This is a genomic window from Streptomyces sp. NPDC104226 (assembly GCF_055584085.1).
This window is the reverse complement of record NZ_JBVJMS010000001.1, coordinates 275842-288873: the sequence shown is the minus strand read 5'-3', so window position 1 is coordinate 288873 and position 13032 is coordinate 275842. Positions and strand designations below refer to the sequence as shown.

Below are 13032 nucleotides of genomic sequence, written 5' to 3'. Positions count from 1 at the left end.
GGCCGCACTACTCCCGCGGGAGTAATTCGCCCGCCCGGGCCACCCCCGGAAGTACCCGCGAACTCGGCCTCCAGCGCGACGATCCGCCCTGTGCCCGCCGGGAGTCTTGGAACCACCAAGACATCCGGACCGGAGGGAGGCCCGAACATGGGGGCCGGACTTACACAGAGTCGGCGACGAGCATGGCCCTGGCTGGTGCTCGCGCTGTGGGTCGCCGTGCTCGCGGTCGCCGCGCCGTTCGCCGGGAAACTCGCCGACGTCCAGCGCGACGGCGTCACCGACTACCTGCCCGCGAACGCCGATTCCACCCAGGTGGCCAAGCTCCAGGAGAAGCTGCCCGGCGGCGAGAGCACCCAGCTCGTCCTCGTCTACCAGCGCGACGGGGCACTCACCGCCGCCGACCGCGCGACCGCCGAGCGGCAGATCGGGCAGATCGCCTCCGAGCACAAGCTGACCGACACCCCCAAGGGCGTGCCCTCCCAGGACGGCACGACGCTCATGTACCCGGTCACCAGCAACGAACCCGGTGCCGACGACGAACTGCGCAACAAGTTCGTCGACGACGTCAGGGAGACCGCCCGCTCCGCCGACGGCCTCACCGTGCAGGTCGGCGGCCCCGGCGCGATGACCCGCGACGCCAAGAAGGTGTACGACTCCCTCGGCGGCCCCCTGCTCTACACCACGGTCGCCGTCGTCGCCATCCTGCTGATCATCATCTACCGCAGCCCCGTGCTGTGGCTGATCCCGCTGATCGTCGCCGGCCTCGCCGACTACCTGTCCATGGGCGTCGCCTACGGCCTCCACCAGGCCTTCGGCACCTCCATCTCGGGCGCGAGCACCAGCATCATGACCATCCTCGTCTTCGGCGCCGGCACGGACTACGCCCTGCTCATCGTCTCCCGCTACCGCGAGGAACTCCGCCGCATCGAGCGCCCGTACGAGGCCATGGCGGCCGCCCTGCGCGGCTGCGGGCCCGCCGTGATCGCCTCCTCCGGCACCGTCGCCGTCGGCCTCCTGTGCCTGCTCGCCGCCGACCTCAACTCCAACCGCGCCATGGGCCCCCTCGGTACCCTCGGCGTGCTGTGCGCACTGATCGCCATGCTCACCCTGCTGCCCGCGATCCTGGTCCTGGTCGGCCGCCGCGTGTTCTGGCCGCTCGTCCCGGCCTTCGGCAGCACCCCCAAGGAGCGCCGCTCGCTGTTCTCGGCGATGGGCAGCTCCGCCGGACGCCGCCCGCTGACCGTCCTCGTCACCGGCGCCCTCGCGCTGGGAGCGCTCGCCCTCGGCGCCCTGAACCTGCCCGGCGACCTCAAGCAGGAGGACGCCTTCGTCACCAGGCCGGAGTCCGTCTCGGCCATGCTGACCCTGGGCGACGCCTACCACGACAGCTCCAGCCAGCCCATCACCATCATGACTCCGGCCGACCGCGCCGAAGCCACGCTCGCGACGGCCACCGCCACCGAGGGCGTCGCCTCCGCCAGTATCGGCCGGACGGGAGACGGCTGGACCGAGGTGAACGTGACCGCCTCCGCACCGCCGCAGTCGGACGCCGAGACCCGCACCATCCAGAGCCTGCGCGACGGGCTGGACGGCTCCCTCGTGGGCGGTCCCAGCGCCCAGCAGATCGATCTGGAGAACACCAATGCCCGTGACCAGAAGGTCGTCGTCCCGATCGTCCTCCTCTCGGTCCTGCTCATCCTGATCGTCCTGCTGCGCTCCCTGGTCGGCCCGCTGATGCTGGTCGCCGCCGTGGTGGCGGTCTGGGGCGCCTCCCTCGGCATCGGCGGGCTCGTCTTCGAGCCGCTGTTCGGCTTCCAGGGCACCGACCCCGCCCTCGGCCTGCTGTCCTTCGTGTTCCTGGTGGCCCTCGGCGTCGACTACGGCATCTTCCTGATGCACCGTATGCGGGAGGAATCCCTGAACGGTGCCGAACCGGCCGCGGCCGCGCTCACCGCCCTGCGCACCACCGGCGGTGTCATCGCCTCCGCGGGCCTCGTCCTCGCGGCCACCTTCGGGGTGCTGATGAACATGGGCCTCGTCTCACTGGTCCAGCTCGGCTTCGTCATCGCGGTCGGCGTGCTCCTCGACACCTTCCTCGTCCGCACGTACCTCGTCACCAGCGCCAGCGTCGCCCTCGGCCGCACGGTGTGGTGGCCGGGCCCCCTGTCGAAGGCGCCGGCGCCCGAGGTCCGGCTCCGGGAGCCCGAGCGCGTCTGACCCTTCCCGACCCCGTGCGATCCCCATGGGCGCCCCTTCCTTGCGGGAGGGGCGCCCATGTGACGGAAGATGAGCCCGTGCCCGAAGCAGAACGCAAACCCCATGCAGGCGACCGGATCATGACGGTGATCAACCGCGATCCGCGCACCGCCCAGCACGCCACCCGCAAGGACGTGCTGCTCACCCTCGGCGTCACCGCCCTGGCCGTGGTCCTCGCCCTCACCACCCAAGCGGCCCGGCGACCCGACGCGCTGGGTTGGCTCCTCCTGATCGCCGCGCAGCTGCCGGTCATGTGGCGACGGCGCCACCCGCTGATGGCACTGGCCGCGATGGCGGCACTGCTCCTGCCGTACCACGCCCTCGACAACAACCACGCGGCCCCCTTCCCGGTCTCGGCCGTCGTGCTCTACACCCTCGCCGCCACCTGCCGGCCCCTCTACACCCTGCTCTCCACCAGCACGGCCATGACCGGTGCGCTGAGCGTCATGATGGTCATCAACAGGAAGCAGGCCGCCGAGGCCCTGCGGATCTCCGGCTGGGTGTTCGCTGTGGTCTTCATCGGCATCGCCCTGCACTTCCACCGGCAGTACGTCGCCGCCGCCGTCGAACGCGCCGAACGCGCCGAACGCACACGTGAGCAGGAGGTCCGCCGCCGGGTCGCCGAGGAACGGCTGCGCATAGCCCGGGACCTGCACGACCTGCTCGCGCACAGCATCACCCTGATCGGCGTACAGACCTCCGTCGCCGCGCACGTCCTGAACGCCGACCCGGGACGCCTGGACCGCAAGGCCGTCGCGAAGTCCCTCGACGACATCGCCGAGACCTGCCGTACCGCCCGCAGCGAACTGCGCACCACCCTGGAGGTGCTGCGCGAGCACGACGCCCCCGACGCCCGCGACCCCTTGCCCGACCTGCACGGACTGGGAGGCCTCGTGGAGGCCGCCCGGGTCTCCGGGGCAGAGGTGGACCTGACGGTCAGCACCGAGGAGGCGCCGCCCGCCGCCGTCGGCGCGGCCGCCTACCGGATCGTGCAGGAGGCCCTCACCAACGCCGTGCGCCACGGAGGCAGGCAGGACGTCGGCATCCGGGTCGGCGTGCGCGCCGGGGAGGGCTCCCTGTGGGTCACCGTCACCGACGACGGGACCGGCGCGGGCGGCGGCACGCCCGGGTTCGGGCTCGTCGGCATGCGCGAACGGGCACGCAGTGTGGGGGGAACACTGGACGCGGGGCCGCTTCCAGGCAAGGGTTTCGAGGTCAGTGCCGTACTGCCGCTGGGAGGCAACCCGTGACCATCCGCGTTCTGCTCGCCGACGACCAGGCACTCGTACGGGCCGCGTTCGCGATGCTCCTCGAGTCGTCCCAGGACATGACGGTCGTCGGACAGGCCTGCACCGGCCGGGAGGCCGTCGAGCTGGCCCGGACGGAACGCGCGGACCTGGTGGTGATGGACGTCCGCATGCCCGACCTCGACGGCATCGAGGCCACCCGGCTGATCGCCGCGGACGAGGATCTGGCCGGGGTGAAGGTGCTCGTGCTCACCACCTACGACACGGACGAGAACATCGTCGAGGCCCTGCGCGCCGGGGCCTCCGGATTCCTGGTCAAGGACACGCGCCCGGCCGAACTCCTGGAGGCGATCCGCACGGTGGCCGGCGGGGAGGCCCTCCTCTCGCCCGGCCCGACCTCCCGGCTCATCGCCCGCTTCCTGCGCAGCCCCGCGGCGCCGCCGCCCGGGACCGGCCCCGAATGCCTCACCGACCGCGAGCGCGAGGTGCTCACCCTCGTCGCGTGCGGCCTCAACAACACCGAGATCGGTGAGGCCCTCGGCCTCAGCCCCCTGACCGCCAAGACCCACGTCAGCCGCATCATGGGCAAGCTGGAGGCACGGGACAGGGCGCAACTGGTCATCGTGGCCTACGAGTCGGGGTTGGTCAGTCCGGGGGCGTGAAGGGGCGCGCTGGGCGGCGGCGCGGACCCGCCGGGGGACGGGACCTCAGCCCTGGCAGAGGCCGCGGGTGTGGTCGTACGTCGCGGTGGCCCGGGAGTAGCGCCACTGCGGGTCCAGCAGCTCGCTCTTCAGCTGTGCGGCCGCGGCCGGGCTCTCGACGACGTAGCCGAAGTCCTGCAGCCAGGAGGGGTACAGGTTCTTGGAGCCGATGTAGAAGGCCGCGCCGTCGACCGAGACGAGCTTGTGGTGCTGGGCGTACGGCTTCCCGTCGGCCCAGGTCGGCCGGTCCGAAGCCCGGAACGTGGCCAACTGGAGGTTCTCACACAGGGCTGTCCGTGCCCGGGCGCCGTCTCCGGTCAGCGCCGTCACCCGGCCGCGCAGGGCGTCGCTCACCTCGGAGAGCGACTTGATCTGCGAGTAGCCGCCGCTGCCGATCGTGCCGCGGTTCGCCGGATCGCTCACGACGATGCGGACCTTGACGCCGGAGACGAGCTTCGCGGCGAGGGCGTCGTAGAGGCGTACGTCGTAGCGGGGGAGCGGCGGGCAGGAGGCGTGCACGTCCTGCTGGGAGATCTCTATGTGCGAGTTCGCGCTGGAGACCAGGGCGCGCAGGGCGCTCTCCTCCGGGTTGACGGTGTCGTAGTCCCGGTCGGCGTTGGTGTAGTCGTGCAGGCCGATCCCGCACTTGGTGTCGCCCGCGGTCGGCAGGACCGGGCGGAACGAGGACGCGGGGTCGCTCTGGCGGATGCCCACGCCGAGTCCGCCGACGGCGAGCGCGGGCACGTCGCCCCCGCCCTGCGGCGAGGCGGGCCGGGGCAGGGCGGGCATGCAGTCCGCTCCGGGTGACGCGGCGAACCAGACCGTGCTCCAACTCGCCTTGTTGCGACAGGTCCAGTCCCACAGGGAGTCGAGATAGCGGCCGGCCGAGCCCGCCGCGGGTCCCTCCAGCGCGAGGTCGACGTCGTTCACCGGGTGCGTGGTGTCCAGGTAGTCGTCCTTCCAGCTGTTGATGCCGCCCGTGATGACCGAACTGCCGTCCACCACCACGAGCTTGGAGTGGTTCCAGGAGAAGGCCGTCTTCGAGGTGGTCATCGAGGCCACGTTGAGGGTGATGCCGGCCGCGGCGGCAGGGCCCAGCCGCGCGAGCAGCTCGTCCCGGTAGGACGACGGGATCACCGTGGAGTGGTAGAGGGGTGCGGCGCCGACCAGGATGCGCACCTTCAGCCGGTTGCCCTTCTGCACCGACTCCTTGAGGCCGGCGACGATCGCCTCCTGGTAACCCCCGTTGGGGAAGGGCGCCAGTGTCGATATGTCGACCGTCTGCCGGGCGCCGGCGATGTCCTGGCGCATCTTCTCCAGGAGGCGGCGCGATCCGGGCCGGTCGGCGCACGTGGCGTCGCCCCAGCAGCCGGGGGTCTGGAGCAGCCAGTCGGCAGCCCCGGGCACGGACGAGCCGAGCCGGTTGCCGGACGTACGCTCCCAGACCGAGCCCTCCAGACCCGGCGAGACCTGGCGCAAGGTCTGCTCGACCGCGTCCAGGTGCGGCGTGGGCGCGTCGGCGGCGGACGCGGGGGTGGCGGCGGAGAGGGGAAGGGCGACGGCGAGGGCGGATGTGAGGACGAGGGACGTCGTCCGGGCGGTGCGTGCCAATGTGGTTCCTTGACCGAGGTGCGGGACGGCTCGGCTCGGGCCGGGAGTGAGGCCGGCCAGGGCTGCGAGCATGATCAACTCGCGCAAGTTACCAGTTGGTATGCACCCCTTGCCCACCCTTGGGCGAGTTCCGGCCACCCGCAGCCGGCTGTCGCGGTAGGCCGTCGGTGCCCCGCCGGAGTCAGGGTGTGGTTCTGGTCCGGTCGAGCAGTGCGACGCGCGCGACGTTGTCCCGGTCCTCGGTGTCCGTGCTCGCTTCGGCCGAGAACCAGGCGTCCAGGATCTCCCCGAGGAGCGGTTCCGAGGTCAGGCGCAGGCTGAGCGCCAGCACATTGGCGTCGTTCCAGCGGCGCGCACCGTCCGCCGTGTAGGCGTCCGTGCACAGGGCCGCGCGTACGCCGGGAACCTTGTTCGCGGCGATCGAGGCGCCCGTACCGGTCCAGCAGCAGACGACGGCCTGGTCGGCCCTCCCGGCGGCGACCTCGCGGGCCGCCGCCTCGGAGCAGACCGCCCACTGGGGATCGTCGCCGGGGCTCAGCGCCCCGTACGCCACCACGTCGTGCCCGCGGTCGCGCAGTTGCGCGAGAAGGGCGCGCGCCACGGGTTCGTCCATGTCCGAGGAGACGGAAATCCGCATGCGTGGAGACTAACCGGCCGAGGTGACGGTCTGGGGGTGCAGTACGTCCTCGCCGTAGAGGTCTTGCACCCAGCCGGTCTGGTAGACGGTGTCGAGGTAGCGCTCGCCGAGGTCGGGCGCGATGGCGACCGCGGTCACCTGCCGCTCCTGCCGGGCGAGCCATTGGGTGGCGCCCTTGACGACGGTGCCGGTCGAGCCGCCGAAGACGAATCCGTGGCGGGCCAGTTGGTGGCAGGCGCGAATCGTCTCGGCTTCGTTGACGTGCACCACCTCGTCGACGTAGGAGGTGTCGAGGAGCGGAGGGCGGATGCTGGTGCCGAGGCCGGGGATCATCCGGCGGCCGTGGGTGTGCCCGAACGTGGCGGAGCCCTCCGGATCGATCGCGACGATGCGCACCGGGCGGTGCCAGGTCCGGAAGTAGCGGGCGCACCCCATGAGGGTCCCGGTGGTCCCGGCACCGATGAAGAGCACATCGAGGTCGGGGAAGGCGCGGGCGATGGCCGGTGCGGTGGTCCGGTAGTGAGAGCTGTGGTTGTTGGGGTTGGTGTACTGGTTGAGCCACACGTAGCGGTCGTCGGAGGCGCACAGGGCACGGACGCGGTCGATGCGGGCGCCGAGCAGTCCGCCGGTGGGGGAGGGCTCCGTGACGATCTGGACCTGGCTGCCGAGGGCTTCCAGGAGCAGCCGGGTCGCCAGGTTGCAGCGGGAGTCGGTCACGCACACGAACCGGTAGCCCTTGCTGGCGGCGATCATGCCCAGCGCCACGCCGAGGTTGCCGGAGGAGGATTCGACCAGAATGGATCCGGGAGTGAGCAGGCCGTCGCGTTCGGCGGCCTCGACCATCGCGGTGGCGGCCTTGAGCTTGACGGATCCCGCGAAGTTGAACCCCTCGCATTTGAGGAACAGCCGGTGCCCGGTGATCTTCTCGAGGTCGACGTAGAGGTCGTCCTGGTTGAATTCCTGGGGAGTGGATATGACCGGCATGGTTACCTCCTCGCATGCGCTCACGGCGCCGTCGGGTGCCGCCGGCCCGGGTGGGGGGCGGCTCGGGGAAGGTGTCGCCCGGTGCCACGTCTTCGGGACGCCGCTCCTCCAGTACGCGGGCTGACCGGGGCCCTGTCATGCCACCGGAAGTCGTGGCTTGACATCGGCTGGGACCAGGGGTAACGCGCGGGCTGAATGCGCCCGGCACGCGGGTCGAGGCAGGGCCCGAAGGCCGTCACGCGCGGCGCCTACCGCCGCAGGCGTGCGGCGTCAAGCCACGACATTCAGCGGCATGACGGACCTCCCCCTCTCGCGTCCTACTGGAGAGGCGGCATCGCGAGGCTGTTCCCGAGGGCCCGAGGCCTTTCGCGGACGGAAGGAGCGCATGCCCCTTTGCTGACGGAACCTCGTCGAGGAGTGCACATGCTCGAAGAATCCACCGAGACCAGGACGACCTGTACATCAGGCAGCCCGGCGGCCGAGACCGCGCGGCTCCTCGCGGAGGTGCTCGCCGATGTCGTGGGTGTCGAGCACGTGCCGGGCGACAGCAACTTCTTCGATGACCTGGGTGCCGATTCGCTGGTGATGGCGGGGTTCTGCGCCCGGGTGAGGAAGCGGGCCGACCTGCCGACCGTATCGATGAAGGACGTCTACCGGCATCCCACGGCCGACGACCTGGCCTCCGCACTCGCCCACGCCGAGCCCGCGGCCTCCGCCCCGACGGAGCCCGCAGCGCCGGCGCCCGTGCCTGCCCAGCCGTCTCCTTCGGAGGCCGCGCCGGCGCGCAGGGCGGCGGCGCGGGCGGGGACGGGCCGGTACGTGCTGTGCGGAATGCTGCAGTTCCTGGCGTTCCTCGGCTATTCCTACCTCGCCGCCCTGGCCGCGGTCCGCGGCTTCGAGTGGGTCGGCTCCGGCTCGGGTGTGCTCGATGTCTACCTGCGATCCGTACTGGCGGGCAGTGCGGGCTTCGCCGGCCTGTGCGTGGTGCCGATCGCGGCGAAGTGGACCCTCATCGGTCGTTTCACGAGCCGCGAGTTCCCCGTCTGGAGCCTCGGCTACGTACGCTGGTGGCTGGTCAAGACCTTGATCCGCACCAGTCCCGTCCGCTTGTTCATCGGGTCGCCGTTGTACGCGGCGTACCTCAGGGCGCTGGGCGCGAAGATCGGGCGCGATGTCGCGATCTTCTCCACGCACGTGCCCGTCTGCACCGATCTGCTCACGATCGGTGACGGAACGGTGGTCCGCAAGGACGTGCTCTTCTCCTGCTATCGGGCACACGACGGCCTCATCCAGACCGGTCCCGTCACCCTCGGCAGCAACGTCCACGTCAGCGAACAGACCGTCCTCGACATCGACACCTCGATGGGCGACCAGGCCCAGCTCGGGCACGCATCGAGCCTGCACGCCGGCCAGACCGTCCCCGCGGGCGAGCGCTGGCACGGGTCGCCGGCCGAGCCCACGGGCACGGACTTCCGTACGGTCGGTGCCGTCGAAGGCTCCACGGCCAGGAAGCTCCGCTACACCGTGGGCCAGCTGCTCGCCCTGGTGCTGGTGTACCTGCCGCTGGCCGCCGGCTGCGTCACGGTCCTCCTGGCACCCCTGTCGCGGCTGGCCGCAACGCCCGAGACCGGGGCCCGGACGTTCACCAGCGGGACGTTCTACCTGGGTGTGCTGGCCGCATCCTTCGTGCTGTTCTTCGGAGCAGCTCTGGCCGCGCTGGTCATCCAGGGCGTGGTGCCGCGCCTGCTCAACCTGGCGCTCAAGCCGGACACGGTCTATCCGCTCTACGGCCTCCACTACGGGCTGCAGCGGGCCGTCACCCGTCTGACGAACATGAAGTACTTCACGACGCTGTTCGGGGACAGCTCGGCGATCGTCCACTACCTGCGCTATCTCGGCTACGACCTGTTCCATGTCGTACAGACCGGTTCGAACTTCGGCAGCGAGGTCAAGCACGACAACCCGTTCCTGACCTCGGTCGGCAGCAGGACGATGGTGGCCGACGGCCTGTCGGTCATCAACGCGGAGTTCTCCAACACGTCCTTCAGGCTGTCCCGGGTCTCGATCGGAGCCCACAGCTTCCTCGGCAACCAGATCGCCTACCCCGCGCAGGCCAGGACCGGTGACAACTGCCTGCTGGCCACGAAGGTGATGGTCCCGGTCGACGGGGAGGTGCGCGAGAACGTGGGACTGCTGGGCTCGCCCGCCTTCTCCATTCCGCGCACGGTGATGCGGGACACCCGGTTCCAGGACCTGGAGAGCGGCAGCGAGCTGCGCCGGCGCCTGGCCGCCAAGAACCGGCACAACGCCGTCACGGCGGGGCTGTACCTGGCGGCGCGGTGGATCCACGTCTTCGGAATGACCCTGATCGGCCTGGGCGCCGCAACCCTCCACCCGTCGCTGGGAGCGTCGGCGTTCGCGCTGGCCGGTGTCGTCACGCTGCTGGTCAGCGTCGTCTACTTCGCGCTGGTCGAACGGGCCGCCACCGGGTTCACGATGCAGCAGCCGCTGTACTGCTCGATCTACGAACCCTCGTTCTGGCGGCACGAGCGCTTCTGGAAGATGGCGTCGGTCGACCACGCGCAGTTCCTCAACGGGACTCCGTTCAAGAACGTCGTCTGGCGCCTGCTGGGTGCGCGGATCGGCAAGCGGGTCTTCGACGACGGCTGCTTCTTCCCGGAACGGACCCTCGTCACCATCGGGGACGACTGCACGCTGAACGCGGGCACGGTGATCCAGTGCCACTCGCAGGAGGACGGCGCCTTCAAGTCCGACCGCACCACGATCGGCGACGGCTGCACCCTCGGTGTCGGCGCGTTCGTCCACTACGGCGTGACGCTGGCAGACCGTGTCCAGCTCGCCTGCGACTCCTTCCTCATGAAGGGCGAGCAGGTCTCCCAAGGGGCCCGGTGGGCGGGAAACCCGGCCCGACAGCTGCCGGACCACACCCCACCCACATCGGTATGAGACAGGAGAGATCCCTCATGGAGCTCAACGCATCCCCCAGTAGAGAGTTCTGGCACGGCGTCCTGGCCGCCGGCAGCGGTTTCGCGCCCCTTCCGCGCTGGACCCGGGATCCGGTCGCGGGCGTGGCCGGGTACGAGACGCAGGTCCCCGCAGGCCAGGGGGCGGCATTGCGCCGCCTGGCAGACGACCTGGGGGTGTCGCTGAACTGCGTACTGCTGACCGCCCACGCCAAGGTGCTGGCCGCGCTGAGCGGCGAACAGGAGATCAGCACGGGTTACGTCGCTGCTTCCGGGGGCCGCCCCCTGCCGTGCAGGCTGACGACCGCACCGGGACACGGCCCCGGCTCCGGCCCCGGCTCCGGCTCCTGGCGGGGCCTGGTGCGGCACACCCACCACGCCATGGCGGACCTCCTGGCCCACCAGGACTTCCCCGTCGATGACCTCAGGCGCGAACTGGGCCTGACCGAAGCGCCCTTCGAGACCGTACTCGACCCCACCGGCATCGCCGGAGACCTGCCTGCCGCAGAGGCTGACGCCACCCCGGCCCCGGACAGCAGCACCCTGCCCGCCGGAACGGCGCTGTGGACGGGCATCACCCAGCACGACGACGGACGCCTGACGGTGCGGCTGCGCTACCGCACCGACGTTCTCGACGCGGCCTGCGCCGCCCGGATCGCCGGGTACCACCTCACTGCGCTCGCCTCGATCGCCGCCGACCCGGATGCCGAGCACACGGGCCAGAGCCTGATCTCGGACGAAGAGCTCCGTTTCCAGATCCATGGACTTGCCGGGCCGCGACGGGACCTGCCCGAGCACCGCGTGCACGAGCTGTTCGAACAGCGTGTACGCCAGCACCCGAACGCCGTCGCGGCCCAGCACGGCCATCGGACGTGGACCTACCAGGAGCTCAACGCCCGCGCCAACCGGCTGGCCCGGGCCCTGCGGGCCCAAGGCCTCCACCGGGAAGGGGTGGTTGCGGTGGCGACGGAGCGGAACCTGGAGTGGCTGGCCGCCGTCCTGGCCGTCTTCAAAGCCGGCGGCGCCTACCTGCCCGTAGAGCCGCACCTGCCGGCCGAACGCATCCAAGCCATGCTGGCCCGGGCCGGATGCGGGCTCGTGATCACAGAAGCGGCCGCCACCACCCTCCGGTCGGCCGTGGCCTCCCAGCCCGCAGTGCGGGTGCTGTTCGTCGACACCGCCTACGGCCAGGAGCACGCATCGACCGACCTCGGCATCGAGGTCTCACCCGACCAGCTGGCCTACATCTACTTCACCTCCGGCTCGACGGGTGAGCCCAAGGGGGCGATGTGCGAACAGCAGGGCATGCTCAACCACCTCTACGCCAAGATCGACGACCTGGAGATCGGTGAAGGCCAGGTGGTCGCCCAGACCGCACCCCAGTGCTTCGACATCTCGCTGTGGCAACTGCTCGCCCCCCTGCTGGCCGGCGGACGGACCCTGCTGATCGAGCAGGAGACGATCCTCGACGCCGCACGGTTCGTCGACACCGTTGCCCGGGGCCGGGTCACCGTGCTGCAGGTCGTCCCCTCCTACCTCGACGTCGTCGTGTCCCATCTGGAGCAGCACCCCCGGACGCTGCCGCACCTGCGGTACGTGTCGGTCACGGGTGAGGCGCTGAAGAAGGAACTCGCCCGGCGCTGGTTCGCCGCCCAGCCCCGGATCAAGCTCGTCAACGCCTACGGACTGACCGAGACCAGCGACGACACCAACCACGAGGTCATGGACCGTGCACCCGACTCCGACCGGGTCCCGCTGGGCCGGCCCGTCCGCAATGTCAACCTCTACGTCGTCGATGAGCACCTCCACCCGGTGCCCCTCGGCGCGCCAGGCCTGATCGCCTTCTCCGGGGTCTGCGTCGGCCGCGGCTACGTCAACGACCCCGAGCGCAGTGCGCCGACGTACCGCGGCGATCCACACCGTGCGGGCGAACGCCTGTACCTCAGCGGCGACGTCGGCCGCTGGAGGAACGACGGCAAGCTGGAGTTCCTCGGCCGCCGCGACAACCAGGTCAAGATCCGCGGCTTCCGCATAGAAACCGGCGAGATCGAAAGCACCCTGCTCCGGGCCCCCGGGGTCCGCGACAGCGCCGTGGTGGTCACCGAACGGCCCGACCACAGCACCCACCTGGTGGCGTTCTACAGCGCCCCGCACCCGCTCGAAGCCGGCATCCTGCTGGACCGGCTGGGTGCGTCACTGCCCGGGTACATGGTCCCCTCGGCCATCCACTGGCAGGAGAGCCTCCCGCTGACCCCCAACAGCAAGATCGACCGGAAGGCCTTGACGGCCCTGGCCGCGCGGCTGCACACCACCGACGACGAGGTCCAGGCGCCCCGTACGCCCACCGAACAGCGGCTGGCGGCCGCGTGGGCGAGCGTGCTCGGCGTTCCGCAAGGCCGGATCGACCGGCGCGACAACTTCTTCGACCGGGGCGGCACCTCCCTGTCTGCCGTGAAACTGGCCATCACCCTGGACCGCGCCGTGACCCCGGCGGACGTCATGCGCCACCCCGTACTCACCGATCTGGCCGGGTTCCTGGACACCGCATCCCACGAGCGCCCCGTCCCCCAACCGGCCTCCCCCTGACCGGGGTCATCCCCCTCCTTCTCACC

The 13032-nt window shown here is 70.8% G+C and carries 8 protein-coding genes; 5 read left to right on the top strand and 3 right to left on the bottom strand.

Annotated elements, in window-relative coordinates:
• Positions 1–147 precede the first annotated feature (147 nt).
• The 3 genes from ACZ60J_RS01325 (at position 148) to ACZ60J_RS01315 (ending at position 4165) form a co-directional block, all read left to right on the top strand.
• Positions 148–2217 (top strand): MMPL family transporter, encoded by a 2070-nt coding sequence (locus ACZ60J_RS01325; protein ID WP_469677921.1) that lies wholly within the window; start codon positions 148–150, stop codon positions 2215–2217.
• Positions 2218–2336: 119 nt separating this feature from the next.
• A complete protein-coding gene (locus ACZ60J_RS01320) occupies positions 2337–3506 on the top strand; it encodes a sensor histidine kinase (protein ID WP_469679078.1) in 1170 nt (389 codons plus the stop codon).
• Entirely contained in the window at positions 3503–4165 is a 663-nt protein-coding gene (locus ACZ60J_RS01315; protein WP_469677919.1) for a response regulator transcription factor, read from the top strand. Before ACZ60J_RS01320 ends, ACZ60J_RS01315 begins: the two co-directional genes overlap by 4 nt.
• Positions 4166–4210: 45 nt before the next feature.
• Here the strand turns inward: ACZ60J_RS01315 and ACZ60J_RS01310 are convergent, their stop codons facing one another.
• The 3 genes from ACZ60J_RS01310 to sbnA all read right to left on the bottom strand — a co-directional run bounded on the left by ACZ60J_RS01310 (position 4211) and on the right by sbnA (position 7436).
• Positions 4211–5815 (bottom strand): phospholipase D-like domain-containing protein, encoded by a 1605-nt coding sequence (locus ACZ60J_RS01310; protein WP_469677917.1) that lies wholly within the window; start codon positions 5813–5815, stop codon positions 4211–4213.
• A gap of 181 nt (positions 5816–5996) precedes the next feature.
• The gene (locus tag ACZ60J_RS01305) at positions 5997–6452 is read right to left on the bottom strand and encodes an RpiB/LacA/LacB family sugar-phosphate isomerase (protein ID WP_469677915.1); all 456 of its coding nucleotides are present in this window, start codon (positions 6450–6452) and stop codon (positions 5997–5999) included.
• A 9-nt stretch (positions 6453–6461) separates the two neighbouring features.
• Positions 6462–7436, bottom strand: coding sequence for a 2,3-diaminopropionate biosynthesis protein SbnA (gene sbnA / locus ACZ60J_RS01300; protein WP_469677913.1), 975 nt, complete (start codon positions 7434–7436; stop codon positions 6462–6464).
• A gap of 423 nt (positions 7437–7859) precedes the next feature.
• Between sbnA and ACZ60J_RS01295 the strand changes: the two genes are divergently transcribed.
• Positions 7860–10403: a Pls/PosA family non-ribosomal peptide synthetase gene (locus ACZ60J_RS01295; RefSeq protein ID WP_469677911.1), complete on the top strand. Its 2544-nt coding sequence runs from the start codon at positions 7860–7862 to the stop codon at positions 10401–10403.
• Positions 10404–10420: 17 nt separating this feature from the next.
• Positions 10421–13006: a non-ribosomal peptide synthetase gene (locus tag ACZ60J_RS01290; protein ID WP_469677909.1), complete on the top strand. Its 2586-nt coding sequence runs from the start codon at positions 10421–10423 to the stop codon at positions 13004–13006.
• Positions 13007–13032 lie beyond the last annotated feature (26 nt).

What these genes read in the sequence shown, in the direction of transcription:
- sbnA (WP_469677913.1), bottom strand. Translation starts at nt 7,436, where the DNA reads ATGCCGGTCATATCCACTCCCCAGGAATTCAACCAGGACGACCTCTAC.
- ACZ60J_RS01320 (WP_469679078.1), top strand. Translation starts at nt 2,337, where the DNA reads ATGACGGTGATCAACCGCGATCCGCGCACCGCCCAGCACGCCACCCGC.
- ACZ60J_RS01305 (WP_469677915.1), bottom strand. Translation starts at nt 6,452, where the DNA reads ATGCGGATTTCCGTCTCCTCGGACATGGACGAACCCGTGGCGCGCGCC.
- ACZ60J_RS01325 (WP_469677921.1), top strand. Translation starts at nt 148, where the DNA reads ATGGGGGCCGGACTTACACAGAGTCGGCGACGAGCATGGCCCTGGCTG.
- ACZ60J_RS01295 (WP_469677911.1), top strand. Translation starts at nt 7,860, where the DNA reads ATGCTCGAAGAATCCACCGAGACCAGGACGACCTGTACATCAGGCAGC.
- ACZ60J_RS01290 (WP_469677909.1), top strand. Translation starts at nt 10,421, where the DNA reads ATGGAGCTCAACGCATCCCCCAGTAGAGAGTTCTGGCACGGCGTCCTG.